This is a genomic window from Paenibacillus sp. FSL E2-0190 (genome assembly GCF_037992965.1).
Taxonomy (GTDB): Bacteria; Bacillota; Bacilli; order Paenibacillales; family Paenibacillaceae; genus Paenibacillus_AQ; species Paenibacillus_AQ odorifer.
In genome coordinates this window covers 3,545,915-3,563,589 of the sequence record NZ_CP150306.1, presented here as the reverse complement: position 1 = coordinate 3,563,589, position 17,675 = coordinate 3,545,915, and the positions used below count along the sequence as shown (strand labels likewise).

Annotated in this window: 15 protein-coding genes; 2 read left to right on the top strand and 13 right to left on the bottom strand. The window is 41.1% G+C overall.

The features are described from left to right. Positions 1 to 321: 321 nt before the first annotated feature. The 6 genes from deoB to NST25_RS15465 all read right to left on the bottom strand — a co-directional run bounded on the left by deoB (position 322) and on the right by NST25_RS15465 (position 7,052). Positions 322 to 1,509 (bottom strand): phosphopentomutase, encoded by a 1,188-nt coding sequence (gene deoB / locus NST25_RS15490; RefSeq protein ID WP_340391726.1) that lies wholly within the window; start codon positions 1,507 to 1,509, stop codon positions 322 to 324. A gap of 20 nt (positions 1,510 to 1,529) precedes the next feature. Next, complete coding sequence (locus NST25_RS15485; RefSeq protein WP_036677141.1) at positions 1,530 to 2,711, bottom strand: NupC/NupG family nucleoside CNT transporter; 1,182 nt, start codon at positions 2,709 to 2,711, stop codon at positions 1,530 to 1,532. Between the two features lie 15 nt (positions 2,712 to 2,726). Beyond that, entirely contained in the window at positions 2,727 to 4,031 is a 1,305-nt protein-coding gene (locus NST25_RS15480) for a purine/pyrimidine permease (RefSeq protein WP_340010176.1), read from the bottom strand. 47 nt (positions 4,032 to 4,078) lie between these two features. Further along, positions 4,079 to 4,786: a purine-nucleoside phosphorylase gene (gene deoD, locus NST25_RS15475; protein ID WP_076130497.1), complete on the bottom strand. Its 708-nt coding sequence runs from the start codon at positions 4,784 to 4,786 to the stop codon at positions 4,079 to 4,081. Positions 4,787 to 4,947: 161 nt separating this feature from the next. Beyond that, positions 4,948 to 6,381, bottom strand: a complete 1,434-nt coding sequence (locus tag NST25_RS15470; RefSeq protein WP_340391725.1) for a helix-turn-helix domain-containing protein — start codon at positions 6,379 to 6,381, stop codon at positions 4,948 to 4,950. Between the two features lie 119 nt (positions 6,382 to 6,500). Further along, positions 6,501 to 7,052 (bottom strand): biotin transporter BioY, encoded by a 552-nt coding sequence (locus NST25_RS15465; protein WP_076307849.1) that lies wholly within the window; start codon positions 7,050 to 7,052, stop codon positions 6,501 to 6,503. A gap of 247 nt (positions 7,053 to 7,299) precedes the next feature. Between NST25_RS15465 and NST25_RS15460 the strand changes: the two genes are divergently transcribed. Then, positions 7,300 to 8,277, top strand: coding sequence for a biotin--[acetyl-CoA-carboxylase] ligase (locus NST25_RS15460; RefSeq protein WP_076190305.1), 978 nt, complete (start codon positions 7,300 to 7,302; stop codon positions 8,275 to 8,277). A gap of 129 nt (positions 8,278 to 8,406) precedes the next feature. Here the strand turns inward: NST25_RS15460 and NST25_RS15455 are convergent, their stop codons facing one another. The 4 genes from NST25_RS15455 to NST25_RS15440 all read right to left on the bottom strand — a co-directional run bounded on the left by NST25_RS15455 (position 8,407) and on the right by NST25_RS15440 (position 12,712). After that, positions 8,407 to 9,759, bottom strand: a complete 1,353-nt coding sequence (locus tag NST25_RS15455) for an MATE family efflux transporter (protein ID WP_076130493.1) — start codon at positions 9,757 to 9,759, stop codon at positions 8,407 to 8,409. Positions 9,760 to 9,993: 234 nt separating this feature from the next. After that, positions 9,994 to 10,677, bottom strand: coding sequence for a MarR family transcriptional regulator (locus NST25_RS15450; protein ID WP_339167864.1), 684 nt, complete (start codon positions 10,675 to 10,677; stop codon positions 9,994 to 9,996). Positions 10,678 to 10,973: 296 nt separating this feature from the next. After that, complete coding sequence (locus NST25_RS15445; protein WP_076130491.1) at positions 10,974 to 11,756, bottom strand: ABC transporter ATP-binding protein; 783 nt, start codon at positions 11,754 to 11,756, stop codon at positions 10,974 to 10,976. A gap of 113 nt (positions 11,757 to 11,869) precedes the next feature. Beyond that, positions 11,870 to 12,712: an AraC family transcriptional regulator gene (locus NST25_RS15440; protein ID WP_076184951.1), complete on the bottom strand. Its 843-nt coding sequence runs from the start codon at positions 12,710 to 12,712 to the stop codon at positions 11,870 to 11,872. A 150-nt stretch (positions 12,713 to 12,862) separates the two neighbouring features. Between NST25_RS15440 and NST25_RS15435 the strand changes: the two genes are divergently transcribed. Next, positions 12,863 to 14,572, top strand: a complete 1,710-nt coding sequence (locus NST25_RS15435; protein WP_340391722.1) for a glycoside hydrolase family 2 TIM barrel-domain containing protein — start codon at positions 12,863 to 12,865, stop codon at positions 14,570 to 14,572. Positions 14,573 to 14,793: 221 nt separating this feature from the next. On the opposite strand, the gene NST25_RS15430 is transcribed toward NST25_RS15435, so the two are convergent. From NST25_RS15430 to NST25_RS15420, 3 genes are all read right to left on the bottom strand, one after another. Further along, entirely contained in the window at positions 14,794 to 15,366 is a 573-nt protein-coding gene (locus tag NST25_RS15430) for a TetR/AcrR family transcriptional regulator (RefSeq protein ID WP_076130488.1), read from the bottom strand. Between the two features lie 284 nt (positions 15,367 to 15,650). Continuing rightward, complete coding sequence (locus tag NST25_RS15425) at positions 15,651 to 16,403, bottom strand: SDR family NAD(P)-dependent oxidoreductase (protein WP_339281032.1); 753 nt, start codon at positions 16,401 to 16,403, stop codon at positions 15,651 to 15,653. A gap of 232 nt (positions 16,404 to 16,635) precedes the next feature. Beyond that, entirely contained in the window at positions 16,636 to 17,637 is a 1,002-nt protein-coding gene (locus tag NST25_RS15420; protein ID WP_339187037.1) for an NADP-dependent oxidoreductase, read from the bottom strand. Positions 17,638 to 17,675: the final 38 nt, after the last annotated feature.

The window sequence follows — 17,675 nt, the reverse complement described above, 5'->3', positions numbered from 1 at the left end:
ACTTCACACAGTTTAAACCTGTATATACAGGTTGTCAATACTATTACTATCGAAGGAGTGGCATGAGTAGAAACTAGATTATTTATAACGTTGTATTAGAATGCGATTCATCGAAAAAAGGGTTAACGACAGGTGGCTCTAAATTTAACCCCTTTAATAATTGATTATTACCCTAGTATTTGATCCGTAATAACAAAAAAAGCCGCTTTCTCGGCAGCTTTTTAGATACAAAGATATGTAGATAAAAAACAAACAGGATACCTTTTACTAATACAAGTTAGGTATCCTGTTTCTATTCAAAGTGTCTATTCAAATTATAGTTTATTTAAGCTCCTGTAGGAGGCTCTTACCAAATTGGGGCATGGTCACAACAAAGTTATCAGCAACTGTTGCTCCAATATCCGAAAAAGTCCTCGATATAGGCAGCTCCCCTTGTCGATTGAAACTCTTACTGTAGAGGAGTAAAGGAACATATTCACGGGTGTGATCCGTGCCCGCATGAATGGGATCATTCCCATGGTCTGCCGTAATTATAAGAAGATCATCTTCACATAGCTCCGCTAGAACTTCATGTAATCGATCATCAAATTCTTCTAGCGCTTTCCCATACCCGATCGGATCTCTACGATGGCCATAAAGTGCATCAAAATCGACAAGATTCAAGAAACTAAGTCCTGTAAAATCAGTATGAAGGGTCTCCATGAGTTTATCCATGCCATCCATGTTAGACACTGTTCTGAAAGACTTGGTGACACCTTCCCCATCGTATATATCTGAGATCTTGCCAATCGCTAGTACATCGAACCCGGCATCCTTGAGCTCATTCATCACGGTTCTTCCATACGGCTTCAAGGCATAATCATGACGGTTCGATGTTCTTTTGAAATTTCCGGGCTGCCCGAGGAATGGTCTAGCAATCACTCTTCCTAGCATGTACTCCTCACGTAAAGTAATCTCTCTGGCAATCTCACAGATTTGATACAGTTCTTCCAAAGGAATAACCTCTTCATGAGCCGCAATCTGAATCACGGAATCTGCAGAAGTATAGACAATGAGTGCACCTGTGTTCATATGCTCTTGTCCAAGCTCATCGAGAATAGCTGTACCACTAGCGGTTTTATTCCCAATCACCTTTCGTCCTGTTCTTTCTTCTAATTCATTAATTAATTCATAAGGAAACCCTTCAGGAAACACTTTGAAAGGAACATCAATTCGTAGACCCATGATCTCCCAGTGACCTGTCATCGTATCCTTTCCATTAGAAGCTTCCTGCATTTTGGTCCAATAAGCTAAAGGGTGCTCTACGTTGGGAACTCCGGGTATTGGGTCAATATGACTTAACCCTAGCTTGGATAACGCAGGAACATGTAGCCCATTCATTGTTTCTGCAATATGCCGTAATGTATGTGATCCTGCATCCCCAAACTTGTCAGCATCTGGAGCTTCACCAATGCCTACAGAATCCATAACGATGACGAAAATCCGCTTAAACCGGGGTGTTTGTTTCATGTTAATACTCCTTGCTACAACTAGAATATGATACCGATAATCAAAGCTGATAAAACGCTTACAAGTGTGGCGCCAAATAACAGCTTTAATCCAAATCGTGCGACGATATTCCCTTGCTTTTCATTCAATCCCTTCACTGCACCCACAATGGTACCAATCGACCCAAAGTTAGCAAATGAGATTAGAAAAACGGAGACAATGGCTGTAGTACGGCCACTTAAACCTTCTTGAATCTTAACAAAGTCAAGCATAGCAACGAATTCATTCGCAACAAGCTTTGTCGCCATAATACTACCGGCCTCAACAGCTTCATGCCATGGCACACCGATAAGAAAGGCGATGGGTGCAAAGACGTAGCCTAAAACTCCTTGGAACGAGATTCCGAATATGCCACTGAAGACTCCGTTAATTAAAGCAATGATTCCCACAAAACCAACTAACATTACCCCAACTACTATGGCTACTTTAAAGCCATCCATAATATATTCGCCCAGCATTTCAAAAAACGTTTGTTTTTCTTCTACCTGAACTTCAACAATATCTTCTTCAGGTGTAACTTCATACGGATTAATGATGGATGAAATGATAAATCCGCCAAATAGGTTTAATATCAATGCAGCTACTACATACCGAGGTTCTAGCATCGTCATATAGGAACCAACGATTGACATGGATACCGTAGACATTGCAGACGCACATAATGTATACAAGCGATGTTTTGGCAATAGTCCAAGCTGGTTTTTCACCGAAATAAATACTTCATTTTGTCCGACAATTGCGGCTGCAACTGCATTATAAGATTCCAATTTACCCATGCCATTTATTTTACTTAGCACCAAACCAATATACTTTATAATGAATGGCAGTATTTTGTAATGTTGCAAAATCCCTATCAATGCTGACATAAAAACAATGGGCATCAAAACATAAAGGAAAAATGTATGCGCCCCTTCATTTGCAATGCCGCCAAACACAAAGTCAGTACCTTCATTGGCGTATCCAAGTAATTTTGCAAAACTATCAGCAAACCCTTTAATCAAAAATTCTCCAATGCTCGTTTTTAGGATAATTAATCCCAAACCTATCTGAATAGCAATCATTACAATGATTGGACGATATTTAATCTTTTTCTTATTGTTACTTCCTAGCCATGCCAGTAATAGAACAATAACCAGACCAGCAATAGAAATTAGATAATGCATTTTTAGCCCTCCAAATTATCGGTTAATTTTCTTGGAATCCTCATATCGAAATGCATCTTTCCACATTAACCCTTGTTCCAAAATAATCGCTAACAGGCTCCCGCATATTAATCCATTATTTAAAATGGCTATCACGATCGGAGATAAATGGGCCGTAGCTGATGCAGGAATAAACATTAAACCTACACCCACTAAAAGGGAAAGCCCACTGACAATAAATGTTCGCTCTTCATGAATAACCTTTTTCAATTCCTTTAGCGCTAGTCCGACCATCTTCACAAAAATGACGAAGGTAACAGAATAGCCTATGGGAGCTGGAATCGCAGATATGAAATTCATCATAGGCGGAAACAAGGATATTGAGATCACTAAGCTGCAGCCAATTAAAAATGATTTGCGCTCCCTCATCCCTGTTTGCTCAACATATCCCGCCGCTCCCGAAATAGGGACTGAGCCGACCGCTCCTAAACCACCACTAATAAGATGCGTAATTCCAGAAGTAAACCCGGCGCGCAAATAACGACGATGATCCCCTTGCTTTGGTTTCATAACGGTCTCCATCAAACGGATGGATGCCACTGCATTGGTTATTAATAATAGGGTTAGTAAAAATGCAGTAGTAATTGTCCCGGCATCGAATCGGGGTGTTCCAAATGGGAATATTTCCGGCAGCTTAAATAGAGTATCCGCACGAGAAACCGCCGGCATACTACCGCAGATTATAAATAATAGGCAGCCTATCACTATACTGAGAATTATTGAAAACTGGCTTAGTAATACAAAGCGGCTGTTGCCTAACCAAAAGGTAATGCAGACCACGATCACACTAAGGATGAATACTTTAACATCTAACATGGTGTGGGCTATGGTAATCCCCATCATCCCTTTCATAAAAGATCCACTTAATTGAAAGATCAATAAAAGTAAATAAATAAAGGTGATGGTTGGAGTAAAAAGACGAGCGATTTTATCCATTAGCTTAAATGCTGAAATTAGGATAAACAACACTCCGCTAACGATCATCGCTCCACTTAAAGCCTGTAAAGCGCCGTTGTTAGAGGAATAGAGCCCCCCCACTAAACTCGCGTAAATGGTAAAAATGCTCCACCATAACCCTGCTGGACCTTCATGAATAGGGAATTTATGACCCATCAGGCCTTGTAAAAATCCAGCTATTGCTAAAGTAATCATGGTGCTCTGAATGAGTCCAGAAGTCTCTATGGGTGTTAAGTTATATAAATCTGCGATAGCAATGGGTGCAGCAATTGCACCAGCGATCATAAAAATCATCCACTGCAATCCTGACAGTATTACCTTCATTTCTTTCTCACTCTCTTTTCTAACAACACTGCACTCTTATCAATAAATCAGCCTTCAACGACTGTGTTAAGAGCTACTTCGACCATTTCATAAAAGGATTGTTCACTTTCTTTATGAGTTAGGTGCTCCTGTCTTAACAATTGACTGCCGACGGTCAAAATCGATAACGCTTTTACACCATATTTAGCGGCTAAAGTGTATAGGGCGGTACTTTCCATTTCTACAGCTAATACACCGAAATCCATGAACTTATGAAGCCGATCTAAATTTTCACGATAGAATTCATCAGAATTATAGATGTTACCAACAAACACCTTTGCATTTTTAGCTTGTGCTTGTTGATATGCTTTCATTAGCAATGAGAAATCTGCCGTTGGTGCAAAATTACAGCCATGAAAGATCTTTTCCGTCATATTACTGTCTGAAGATACTGCTTGGGCTAATATAATATCGCGGATATTGATATCTTCCTGCATCGCGCCACATGTACCAATGCGAATCAATTTCTTAACTTCATAATCGACGATCAATTCTGTTGCATAGATACTCATCGATGGATTTCCCATCCCTGTCCCCTGAACCGACACAGGCACACCCTTGTATAATCCAGTGTATCCATACATCCCTCTTACTTCGTTATAACAATAAGCCTCCTCTAAAAAGTGTTCTGCCACAAACTTTGCACGTAAAGGATCTCCTGGGAGCAAAACGAGCTCTGCTATTTCTCCCTTATTTGCACCTAAATGCCTACTCATAGTTCTTCCTCCAACTTTTAATAGTAAACTGAGGTTTACCGAAATCGCTTTCCACTTGCCTTCAAGTAAAATCAGTTTCGAAACTAGATTGAGCATAAGGTTTTTTAACATTACAAACTAGACCAAAAACTTACGGAGCTTACGGAAAATAATTGGTCAAATTATAAAAGCAGTTCTTTACGAATGTTGTCTAAATCTCTTTTAGAGGGGATCGTGGAAATAATAACAACAGGCACTGTCGTTAATGCAACCGGGATATTACTAATGACAAGATCGATATTATTTTGCTGCATGATCTCGTCGGTCAAGCCTTTCATTATGGAAGTATTAAGGATCAACTGATCCCCAATCTCCTTCTTTATCAAATCTGCTATGTAATGACGAATTGAAAATTCTTCCCCGATCACTAAAAAGGCCCTCTTACTTTTATAACGTAAACTCGAGCGGACAATTAAGGTTAGCTTTGTTAAATGAAAATGATTAAACAAAACGGAAGGGTAAGTTTTATTCCACGTTTGCATACAGGTTTGCAATTCTTGATAAATCTGTTGGCATTCCTTTTGAACATATGTTGTTAAATGACTTGTTGAAATCATCATCCATTCAGGAATGGCATTTTCGATTAATAGCTTGTCAAAGAACCCGTAAATCTCCAAAATAAACCGTTCTTGCATATCTAAGTTCGGGTATACCTTTGCTAATAACATTAGAAGCAGATTCCCCATTTGATATTCTTCTTTATCCTTGTGTAATTCGACTTCTTTCATCGGAGTGATCTCTGACCCTTCATAATAATGATATTGGCTGAGACTAACCATGGATTGCATAAAGAATATTTCACTGTTTGGAAATTCAAGGGACAGCATATCCTCAAGACGTTTTGCAATAGTTTTCACTGGAAAATAAAACATCCCCTTTTCCCAAGGGTAAGCATTTTCGTCGATTTTTACACATTTTCCTTTAGCCACTCTTTTTATAACAATGGCCAACAAAAACGATAATCTCCTTTTGGAATTGATAAAATATACAATGTTATTCTCATTTTCTATATTTGTGATTAACTGATTAATATAAGCAAAATCAACATTCGCAAAGGGCCAGCCTGCAAACTCATACGCATCACAATATAACTTCCAATAAAAATATCGAATATTCATTTCATTCCCTTTAATCATGGGGGTAGAAAAACTAATGCGTAGCTTATAAGCTTTTAGATCATCATTATTTAATTGCACAATCAATTTCTTCAAAGACGAGGTACTCATAAACATGGCTTCGGAGAGCTCTTCCACTGACAGTCGACCCACATTCGTAAACAAAAAATCCATCAGCCGATAAAAGATGGTTTGTCTGAACATAGAAGAAATCACTTCACTAATCGTACTTCGCCCATCACGTTGAAGAACTATTCCCTTTCCTCTAGAAACCTCAATGGTTACAGTAGATGGTAATTGCTTGCTGATTTCCTCCACCATCTTCCGGATGGTCTTATCAGAGATCCCTAAACTTTTTTCTATTTCCGCTAAGGTAAACCATCTATGTTCTGTATCAAGCAGCGTTAATAGTTGACTAGCTAAATTAAATCCCTTATCCATTTTTCTACACCCACTTCAATTTCGTTTTAATTTTTATAGTATAAACAAATTCGCAACCATAACCCTATTATTTTTCAATAAAAAAACCCGGGTTTTATTTACCCGAGTTTCAAATCACATTATATTTGTGTTTTTTCTTCAATAGGGCTAATTGCTTTCAACTGCATCGTTATGATGGCTGCAATAACGGCTTTGATGATGTCTCCCGGAAGAAAGGCCAACGCTCCGACAAGACCAGCCCAGATCGAAGTATTGGTTATCAATGCCATGACAGGGGCACCAATCAGACTCACTAGTAATACACCGAAGATTATGTTGATAGCTACCAGCTTCCAAGTTCGAACCTTCGGCCAGATTTTTTCGGAATACCAGCCAATAAGGCCGGCCGCGATTGGAAAACTAAATATGTATCCTGCAGAAGGTCCAACTAACACCGCGATTCCGCCGCGACCGCCAGTCAGTACAGGCAGCCCAATGGCTACTAGTATGATGAAAATAATGAGACTGAGGGCGCCCATCCGTTTCCCCAGAAAACATCCAGCCAACATGACGCCAAGCGTCTGGGCAGTGATCGGAACGGGGATGAAGCCGAGGGGGATGGGCGGTATCATCCCCAATACCGCGATAAGTGCTGCGAATAATGCAGCATAAATAAGTTCTTTTGTCTTCAAAAAAATGACCTCCATTGGATATCAATGATTGTATTCTGGTTAGTAAATACGTCCAGTAAGCTGAATTATAATGGAGTTATTCTTTATTGTAAACCATAAATTTATATATGGTTTACAATAGAATAAAATACCATGCTTGAGTTTTTCCTATTGTTATATAGAATTAGAGTATTCAGTCGCAATCGTTGGATGTTAATCTATTCAATGGGTTTTGGTCGGAGAGTTATACTTTTGGAGGTTTAAGTTCATGACAGTAAAAGAACATATTCTTGCCTTGCTCGACAGTAATAAGGGTGAATATTTTTCCGGCGAGGAAATAGCCGTTCAGTTATCCGTGACGCGCAGCGCGGTCTGGAAAGCCATAAAATCTTTACAGACAGACGGTTATTCCATACAAGCTGTAACCAATAAAGGATATTCCATGTCACCACAAACGGATATCTTATCAGCCAGTGCAATTTCAAAGTACCTGGATACTCAGGGGCAAAAGTTACGTGTTGAAGTCTTTAAGACCATATCTTCCACGAATGAAGCCGTAAAAAACCTTGCCTCAAATGGAGAAGCTGAAGGTAAAGTGATTCTTTCGGAAGAACAAACAGCTGGTCGCGGGCGAATGGGCCGGAAATTTTTTTCTCCACCTGGAACGGGTATCTATATGAGCATCCTGCTGCGTCCCAAGCTGTCCGCAACAGACTCAGCTTTATTGACCACTTGCGCCGCAGTAGCTGTAGCCCTTTCTATCGAGAGCGTATCCGGTAAAGAAACGCAGATTAAATGGGTAAATGACGTTTTTATGGAAGGTAAAAAAGTATGCGGGATCCTTACCGAAGCATCCGTGTCATTGGAAAACGGCTGGCTTGATTATGCTGTCCTCGGCATCGGTATCAATGTAGTCCTCCCTTCCGAAGGCTTTCCCAATGATCTTACCGAGATTGCAACAACTGTAATTTCAGAAAACAATCCTTATGGTGATCTGCGCAACCGTCTCGTTGCAGAAGTACTAAACCATTTCATGAGATATTATGAACATTTAACGGACAGATTGTTTCTTTCCGAATACAAAAAAAGGTTAATTTCACTTGGCGAACCTGTGACCGTGATAAAGGATAATGAACAACGTAAAGCAACAGCCATTGATATCGATGACGATTGCCATCTGAAAGTCAGATATGAGAATGGTGACGAAGAGTATCTTTCAAGTGGAGAAGTTAGCATTAAAATTTAACTGGAGCTTCGCCTCCAAAGCAGCTAGTGCTGCCTCATGGCAGGCTGCTTCATCATACGAGCCAAAAAAACCTTGCTGATCCAAGGTTTTTTTAGATGAACTAAAAATTTCAACTTAAAGCTTAGAATTTTACTGTACTAAAGTATCTAAATCAGGCTGCAATTTGTTCCGCAGAACATACAGCATGATGGCACCCACAAGGAACGCAACAGCATCTGAAATGACGAGCGACCAGACTACTCCGTGGAAACCGTTCATTCGATTAGCGATATACAATACTGGAATCAGAGTAACACCTTGAATAATTGACATAATAAAGGCGGCGGTTCCTTGTGCTGTCGCTTGGAAGATCCCCGTAAACAACGCGGTCGTTCCTGAAATGAACAGGGATAAGAACGTTACATGAAGAATATAGCTGCCCAGTTCAATTAATTGCGGGTCATTCGTAAATAAACCGATTAAGTGGTCGGAAATCAGATATACAATAATGCCGAACACGGCTGCTAATGCCACAGTCACTTTGATTGTGAATGTAATGGTATGCTTCATGCGTAATTTATTGGCTGTAAAAGAGAAGGCAATCAGCGGCACGACTCCCTCACATAAGCCCATCAGAATAACCTCTGGAAATTGTAATAATCGTGATGAAATTCCGAAGGCCGCAATGGCCTGCTCCCCATATTCGACCAGAAAACGGTTAAAGATAAGTGACATTGCACCCATGAAGAGACTCATAACAAAAACGGGTACTCCAATTTTAAATACATTGCTGAGAATGTCTTTGGAAGCTTTGAACCATTTTACAGAGATGGTTAAGAATTGGCTCTTATATCCCATGTGGAAGGCGTAGAATGCACTTGCAACCAAGTTAGAAATGACTGTAGCAGATGCAACCCCGATCACGTCCCAATGGAAGACGAAAATGACTAGCGCATCGAGAATAATATTCACAACAACACTGAGAAGCATGCCGATCATCGAAGTGATCGCTGCCCCCTCCGAGCGCACGATATTCTCCAGCGTGAAGAATAGAACGACGAAAGGTGAACCAATAAGCATAATCGTGACATAGTCCTTCGTGAACCCGAAGGAGTCAGGCGTCGCTCCCAAGCCATGAACGATTGAATCGATCAACGGGATGCCGGCAGCCATCAAAATAAGACCGAGAGCTAAACTGCTGTAAAAGGCGAATGAAGACACATGCTTTACATCATCATATTTTTTCTCTCCCAGCAAACGGGAGATGAATGCACTGCTACCGATACCAATCAAGTTACCTAGCGCCATAATGGCGGCGAATAACGGTAAAGTTAGTGCGAGTGCGGTTAACATCGCAGTATTGCCCAGTGTACCAAGGAAATAGGCATTCAAAATGGAGTATATGACACTCATCGACATGCCTAGCATCATCGGTACTGCGAAGTGAGCTACGGCTTTTGCGACAGGTGCTTTTTCAAAGTAATGGAGGTTTTCTGCATCCATAAGGTTCACCACTATCTTTCTTTATTTTGTTTTTTGAAATTACTTAGAATTCTAACTATCGGTCCAATATGATCCGTGACGCAGCAACAAGCAAACCTGTACCCTAACGACGAGTTTTCAGATTTGGCGTACGAAATTTGACTATTCTTCAGTTTCACATTACGCTGCCTTTGCCGTTCATCTTTCTCTGGTGGAAAGGCAGCGCCTCAGCTACTGTTTGCTAAAAGACTTTAATTACTTATCGTCTGGGTCATGTGACTTGTCAGGTGACGAATTACTGTCATCGCTGGAAGGCCAGCCGAATCCGCGCATGTCACCACGCCCTTCTCCGCCAAATCCAGGGAACCTTCCGCTAAAGCGTTCGTCCCTAGAATTTCCCCACATTCTGTGCATTTGTCCGCGCATAGCCATCATTTTTTCAAATTCCTCTGTTCCCATACGCGCCTTGGCAGCTTCCATCCACATAGCCATCAAATCACGTTCTCCGTCCGATCCAAGTTCTTCCTCCAAAGCTGTAATGACGCGAGTTAGGTAATCCCCGAAAGCTATCTGCTCTTCTGGCGATAAGCGAGAAAATATGTTGCCGCTGTCTATCTCTTGTTTCTCTTCCTCTTGTCCTTTTTGCGTTAGGTAAATCAACATGATACGTTTGTCTGTTTCTGAGGGTTTACGGGTGATGTATTCTGCTTTCTCCAGTTTACCAAGCAATTCATTGAGGGATGATACACGGATGTCCAACATATAGGATAAGTCTTTGGTGCTGATACCGTCTTTCATCCGAAGAAACGCTAATATCCTCCCTTGCCCACGTGATGCGTCGGCCATAGGACCAACCGCGGCATGAGACTTCAAGTGTTGCCTTTGCAACAGCCATTGCAGTTTCGCGAGTTTTTCGTACAATTCAGTATTCATGTCCATAATGAATCCTCCATTAAGTTTTTACGGTACCTGTTTAACTTTATAACGGTACCTGTTGATTTGTATTATAACGGTACCTGTTAGATATGTCAAAATGTTTTTTTACAGGTACCGTTAATATATTGTTTGACTGTTTATGGACGTGGCTTATAAGCTTGCAAACAAATACAAAACCCGCGCATTGCGCGGGTTATTTTAAAATTATATTGTGATTAGTTTTCATTTTTTATATCTGCAAGCAATCCTTCAAACCACTTCAGAGCGGTTTGCTCGCCTATTCGATGTGCCTTGATATTCTACTTATCACCGGCAAGTGTAAGCCACTTGCGGTTATGATGTTCCTGTACTTCAACGGGGGTATCGAAGAAATCACTCAAAACATCTGACTGCAAGCAGTTTACTGTCTCGTCACCTTTGTAGATTTCACCGTTCTTTACCAGCAGCGTGTGCGTGAAGCATGGTGTTATCTCCTCGATATGATGGGTTACATACAGCAAGGTTGGTCCACCAGGTTGCTTTGTTATCTTCTCGATCATCTGCAGCAGCTGTTCACGTGCAAAAATATCTAGTCCCGTGCACGGCTCATCAAGGATTAGTAGATCTGGATTGGCCATTAGTGCGCGTGCAATGAGGACTTTCTGACGCTGTCCTTGCGACAAGGTATCATATGTACGACCAGCCAAAGAAGAGCAGTCTAGAAACTCCATTAACTCCTCGGCTTGCTTTTGATCCTCTTCATTCGTCTTATCATACAGACCAATCGTCGCGAATTTTCCGCTTAGGACGATGTTCAGGGCAGTCTGATGGCCGTACAGCTTCTGCTGCAAGGAGGTGCTTACCCAACCGATTCGTTTGCGTAGCTCTCTCAAATCCACATCGCCAAAGCGATGGTCCAGCACTTCGACTTGTCCTGTTGTCGGCCAGATATAGCCGTTCACGACGTTTAGCATCGTCGTTTTTCCTGATCCATTCAGACCGACGATACACCAGTGTTGTCCCTGCTTCACTTCCCAATTCATATCGCGTAAGATCATTGTCGTATCACGTTGCCATGATACATTTTTGAGTGATATAATCATGCCCAATTTTCCCTCCTTAAACATGCTTCAATGAGTTCAATATTATCATGGTAAAGTCCTTCCCGTAAAAAAACATAAACGCAAGATTTTCTCGCCAGCGGTTCTACGGACAATTAATCTTTGATTCTCTGTTTGTTTCGGTATACTGTCGGAGGGATCCCGTTAAGCTGTTTAAAAATCTTACTGAAATGATATTCTTCGTAGTACCCGCATAATTTGGCGATTTCCTTAACTGGATAATCGGTAAAAACCAGATAACGACAAGCTTGCTGGTTCTGTAAGTGCATATGGTATTCCTTTGGCCCCATCCCCGTAAATTTCAGGAACATCTTCCGCAAGTAAGATGGCGAAATGCCGTATTTCTCCGCCAATTTCTCAATCCGGTGATGATCCTTATAGTCGTTCTCGAGAGTTTTCTTGATCTGTTCGAAGGCGGCGAAAGCTCCAGACTCCATCAGATTCCAGTCCGGTTGTACGGTCTGGTGCAGCATATGCAGTAGGATCTGCATTTTAGCCCGGGATACAGCTATGCCATCGGTTAGTCCGGGCAGCCAGTCCTGGTGAATCCCCCAGACCAGCTGGCTAATTTCCTCAGCTTGCTGTTGGTTATATTGGCTTAAGAAGGGAAGTCTCAGTTTTACGATTGGCTTGACTTCCTTCCATACCGCATCATAACCAAGCTCTGCACAATCGAAGAGCAACATCGTTATGCGAAGTGGAGCATCCATCTGCGAGCGCATGGACAGTTTAAGGCCTGGTTTTAAATAGATTAGCATTCCAGCCTCTACTTTGTGCTCAACATTGGTCAGGAAAACCCCTTTACCTTCATGAATCCAGTACAAGCTGTGCACATTTACCATGTTACGGATGTCCTCCCAGCCGGGATAAGTAGCTTTGTCGAGTACAAAATGGATATGCACTGTGAGGTCATTCAGCTTGTAATCATTTTCTTCCAATTAATAATCCCCTCCTGCTGCTAAAAGAGCGATTTAAACAAGACGGTAACGTTTTTTTCTATTCAATGCTTAAACTCCAAATGTTACTATCCATATTATCAAGATGTCTGAAATTCACAATACATTACAGGAAATAAAGGAGGAACACACTTGTTAAGGACTTTTAGCGAGTATCAAATTCGGAGAACTGCGCTGTTGGATGGGCCTTGGGATTTCATGAAGGATCCGTTAAATACGGGTGTTCAAGAAAAATGGTTTGAGCGATTTCCACATTCTTGGCAGTCTCTTTATGTGCCCTCGTGCTGGAATAATGAACTGGGAATGTACGATTATGAAGGTGTCGGTTGGTATCGTAAAAAAATACAGACTGTGAATTCGCAGCATGTCAGACTCATCTTTCATGCCGTGCTGGGCCACGCCGACGTCTATTTGGACGGGCAGCACCTTGGGTATCACTATGGAGGATTTACACCTTTTGAATTTATTGTTCCTTCCTTAGGGGCAGGAGAACATGAGATTATCGTCCGGACGGACAGCACCTTGGACCGACTTACGATTCCTACGGAGCAGGTGGATTGGTTTCATTATGGGGGAATCATACGGTCGGTGGAGCTGCAATATTTGCCTGAACTTTACATCGAACAACTGAAGATTGATTATGAACTGCATGGACCAGATGCCGATGTCACTGTTCAGGTGAGGCTCCATTCCTTCTTTAAGGAGCAGCACACTACAAAGATCACATTCTCCGAAAGCGGACATGAATTGCACTCGGAAGAAGTACAGATTGAAACTGGCCAGACCCTCAGTCATACGTTCAAGTTGCTTATGCCTGAAGTACGTTTGTGGAACGTAGGTCTTCCAGAACTGTATACCTTTCAACTGCGGACAGAGGAAGACGACAAGATTGAACGGATCGGTTTTCGCTATATTGAAACAAAGGATCATCGGATTCTAATTAACGGTTCACCCGTTTATCTTAAGGGTGTGAATAGACATGAAGAGCATCCTGAGTGGGGTTTCGCCTTCCCTCCGAAGCTGATGCACAAGGAGCTCAGTATCATTTTGGAGTTAGGTTGCAATTCCGTCCGGGGTTCTCATTATCCCCAAAGCCCATATTGGCTTGATCTACTCGATGAGCAAGGGATTGTATACTGGAGCGAAATTCCGATATGGGGAGCCTTTCTGCCGAACGAAACAGTAAGTGAGCCGCTCTTCCAGGAGCGTGCACTGACTATGATTGAAGAAATGATCAGCTTGCATATGCATCACCCAAGTGTGATCTTTTGGTCCGTTCATAATGAGATTGATACCCGGACGCAAGAAGCATATGCTTTCACACAAGCTCTAGTCGGATTGGTGAAGAAACTCGACAGTACTAGGCTTGTCACCTACGCTACGATGCATCCACTCGAAGATATTCTACTTCCTTTATTCGATGTTATCGGTATTAATAAATATTTTGGTTGGTACGAAGGCGATACAGCCAGCTTTAAAGACATGCTGGAACAGTTCCATGTGCGTGCGGAGCAGATGGGAGCCGGTGACAAGGTAGTGCTCATGACCGAATTCGGTGGTGCTGGACTATTTGGGGATGTGGGCTGGGAGCAGAGATTGTTCAGCGAGGATTATCAGGCAGATATTGTAACTGAAGCACTGGCGATCTTCAAAAATGATTCGAAAATTGGCGGGACTTACATCTGGCAGTTTGCAGACATCCGCAGCGATCTGAAGAGCAGCAGCAAGAACTTTCGCGACCGTGCCCGCGGCTTCAACAACAAGGGTCTGGTTAATGAATACCGCAAACCTAAACAATCCTTCCGTGAAGTGCGCCGTATCTATCAATCTTGGACAGATTAATATCCACATTGACTAAGAAGCCCATCGTCAACATGGGTTTTTTTAGTGTCTGCATTCTTAGTTCCTTACAGCTGGTGTCGGACGCGATATTTATATAGTTAAGCTGGGCGTATTAAGTCGGTTCTATTCTTCGCGTACTCGGGTAGCAGTAAGTTGATTGTCTATTTTCGGCATTCGATACAAGTGCTTGTCCTCTTACACTGCAGATAGATAAAGGAGTTTTAATCTAGAGTGATCAGTATGGTATGAATAATACTTGTTAATTTCCCATGGTCCGTTGCCGTTTTTACCATTGTACGTAGTCCTAACCAGGCATTCATTAAATAATGGGAAATAGCCTCGGGCTCCAGTGAAATTCTAAGTTCACCTCTTTGCTGGCCAGTCTGAACGAGGTCATATAACAACTTCTCCGTTTTTGAATAGCTATTCTCAACAAAGGATGCAACCTCCGGATCCAGTACTCCCAACTCCACACCCGAATTAACTATGAAACATCCTTGAGGTTCTCCTTCGCTCCTCATCGAAGATTCTAGAAATTGTCGAATGATCTCCTTTACGGGTTCTTGTTTCTCAACCAAGAATCTCATTTTTTTGTTTTGAGTAGATTCGTACCTTTGGAGTGCCGTCAAATATAAGGCGTGCTTATCACCAAATGTATCATAGATACTTCTTCTGTGAATTCCCATACAGTCTACCAAATCTTGCATTGAAGTTTTCTCGTAACCTTGCATCCAAAATAGTTTTATCGCTTTATCTAGTACTTCATTAATTTCAAATTCTTTGCTTCTTGCCATTGTAATCACCTCAAGCAATCATTATACATTTAAGTAAACGATCCGCAAACTAATATATAAAACGTAAATAAAATCAAGCAAGATGCTTGATTTTATTCATAACATGATAACTTAACTGATGCTTACCGAAGAATTCTTACTTTGTCTGCTTATAAACAATCCAGAGTCCAATCTTTTTCCAGCGTATGCAAAAAAGTTGTACCCCACGTTTAAGAATAGGGAAGCCAGTTCTTTTTGCTCCAGTTTCTTCAACGATCGTTTTAGTGACTAATATCTAATTCGATTTAAAACTCAGATATAATTGGATAGATTGGATCTCTCAGATTGAAGTCATAGTTCTGGTCAACAATTCCTATCATATCATTGCTATCATAAAGCTCTACCATGAAACTCGCCATTTGTTTGGCAGTGTGGTATTTAGGCATGTTTGCTTTGTAATCAAATTCTTCAGCATCTATAGATTTCTTCACAAATTCCGTTTCAGTTATTGCTGGTGCTAAAACCTTTGCTTTTAATTTCGCGCCTTTAAGCTCTAGTTCCTTTGCAAGCCCTTCGGTGAAGGCACTAACATAATATTTAGATGCAGAATAAGCAACGCTCCCAACAGCAATGGCATATCCGAGTGCGGATGATACGTTAATTAACTGAGTTCCTTCTACATCAGCATAATCTCGCACAAATAGTGTAGAAAGGATCGTCAAGGATTCGATGTTAACACGTAACATAATTTCAACTTTATCTAAATTCTGTTCTACCACAAAAGAAGCTTCACCAAGTCCTGCATTATTAATCCAGGTTTCTATTTGGTATTCCTTCAAAGTGTTATACAGTGTGTAAGCCTGCTCTGTAACAGACAGATCACTTGAACGAACAATAACATCTACATTAGGATCAATATTCTGAATTGTTGATTTAAGTTCTTCTAATTTATCTAATCTTCTAGCTACCAAAATTAAATTTTTACCGCGTGCAGCAAACGCTAATGCTGTTTCATACCCAATTCCTGAGCTTGCTCCTGTAATCACTGTATATTTCATATTATTCTCTCCCTTTTAAGTTTTTTGATCATTTAACAACATTTCAATAGAGTTTTGTTCACGATTAAACTTGTATCTCATTCATCCCTCCCTTAATAAATTTCTTCAAAATATTCAAGAACGATCATTCTAGTTAAGGTAAAAAAACTACACTATTAACTCTAATTTGCATCAGTATATCAATTCTAGAATGATCAGTAAAGAATTTTTTGACAACAATTGAGCCCCCTCCTTAAAATCTGATAATAACTTTCCCTTTAGGATGACCTTCAGCAACAAAATTCAGTGCTTCGTTAATATCTTCTATATGGAATTCTGTAGGGTCCACTGCTGGTACAATCCCATTATCTTCAATAATCTTCGTAATTTTCTTTAATTGTTCGCCATCACTGCGAACAAAAATGAAATGATATTGAATCTTCTTTTTCTTCGCTTTATGATCATACTTAGCCCCGGCGATGGTGAAGAGCTTTTGTTTCCAGCCAGAGAAGCCCAGATCTTCTGCAAAACGTTTGTTAGGACCGGTCCGCAGAGAAAGAAGGCGGCCTCCTGCTTTAATAATTGAAAGCTCATGATCAAATTCGCTGGGTCCTAAGGTATCCATCACATAATCAACATCACTAAGCTGTTCCCAATAGTTCGTAGTCGTATAATCAATATATTGGTCTGCACCAGCGGCCATTGTCCGTTCACGTGCTCCTGGATTTCCACTGATGATGACCTTGAGCCCCATGCTTTTGGCGATAGGAATGGCCATTTGGCCAAATGAACCAGACCCTCCAGGGATAAACACGATTTCGCCTGCTTTAGCATCTAATTCTTCATTTAATCCTTGATAAGCTGTTAATCCTGTTAATGGCGCAGCAGCACCAGTCACAAAATTCAGGTTGGCAGGTAGGTACCCGATGGCATCTGCATTAATTGCCGCGTATTCCGCAAAGGCACCGATTTTTTGTAGTGGCAGACGTGAATAAATTGCATCGCCAACTTTGAAACCTTGCACCTTCTTACCCACTTTTTCAATAACACCCGTCAGCTCGTTACCAAGTACTAATGGGAATTCATAATCCTGAATCAGCTTTACACTTCCGGTACTAATGAGCAATTCCAAATGATTAACTGCTGCTGCTTTCACCTGGACCAAGACTTCGTTATCACTTATTTCTGGGATTGGAATATCGTTCACTTTTACTATGAACTTTTTTGAATATTTGGTGATCTGTGCTGCTTTCATGATAAATGACCTCCTATGCGTTAAAAAAGTAACATTTA

Coding starts and splice junctions, on each gene's coding strand:
- NST25_RS15445 (WP_076130491.1), bottom strand. CDS start 11,756: ATGATTATATCACTCAAAAATGTATCATGGCAACGTGATACGACAATG.
- NST25_RS15455 (WP_076130493.1), bottom strand. CDS start 9,759: ATGGATGCAGAAAACCTCCATTACTTTGAAAAAGCACCTGTCGCAAAA.
- deoD (WP_076130497.1), bottom strand. CDS start 4,786: ATGAGTAGGCATTTAGGTGCAAATAAGGGAGAAATAGCAGAGCTCGTT.
- NST25_RS15480 (WP_340010176.1), bottom strand. CDS start 4,031: ATGAAGGTAATACTGTCAGGATTGCAGTGGATGATTTTTATGATCGCT.
- NST25_RS15460 (WP_076190305.1), top strand. CDS start 7,300: ATGACAGTAAAAGAACATATTCTTGCCTTGCTCGACAGTAATAAGGGT.
- NST25_RS15430 (WP_076130488.1), bottom strand. CDS start 15,366: ATGGCAAGAAGCAAAGAATTTGAAATTAATGAAGTACTAGATAAAGCG.
- NST25_RS15425 (WP_339281032.1), bottom strand. CDS start 16,403: ATGAAATATACAGTGATTACAGGAGCAAGCTCAGGAATTGGGTATGAA.
- NST25_RS15420 (WP_339187037.1), bottom strand. CDS start 17,637: ATGAAAGCAGCACAGATCACCAAATATTCAAAAAAGTTCATAGTAAAA.
- NST25_RS15485 (WP_036677141.1), bottom strand. CDS start 2,711: ATGCATTATCTAATTTCTATTGCTGGTCTGGTTATTGTTCTATTACTG.
- NST25_RS15470 (WP_340391725.1), bottom strand. CDS start 6,381: ATGGATAAGGGATTTAATTTAGCTAGTCAACTATTAACGCTGCTTGAT.
- NST25_RS15450 (WP_339167864.1), bottom strand. CDS start 10,677: ATGGACATGAATACTGAATTGTACGAAAAACTCGCGAAACTGCAATGG.
- deoB (WP_340391726.1), bottom strand. CDS start 1,509: ATGAAACAAACACCCCGGTTTAAGCGGATTTTCGTCATCGTTATGGAT.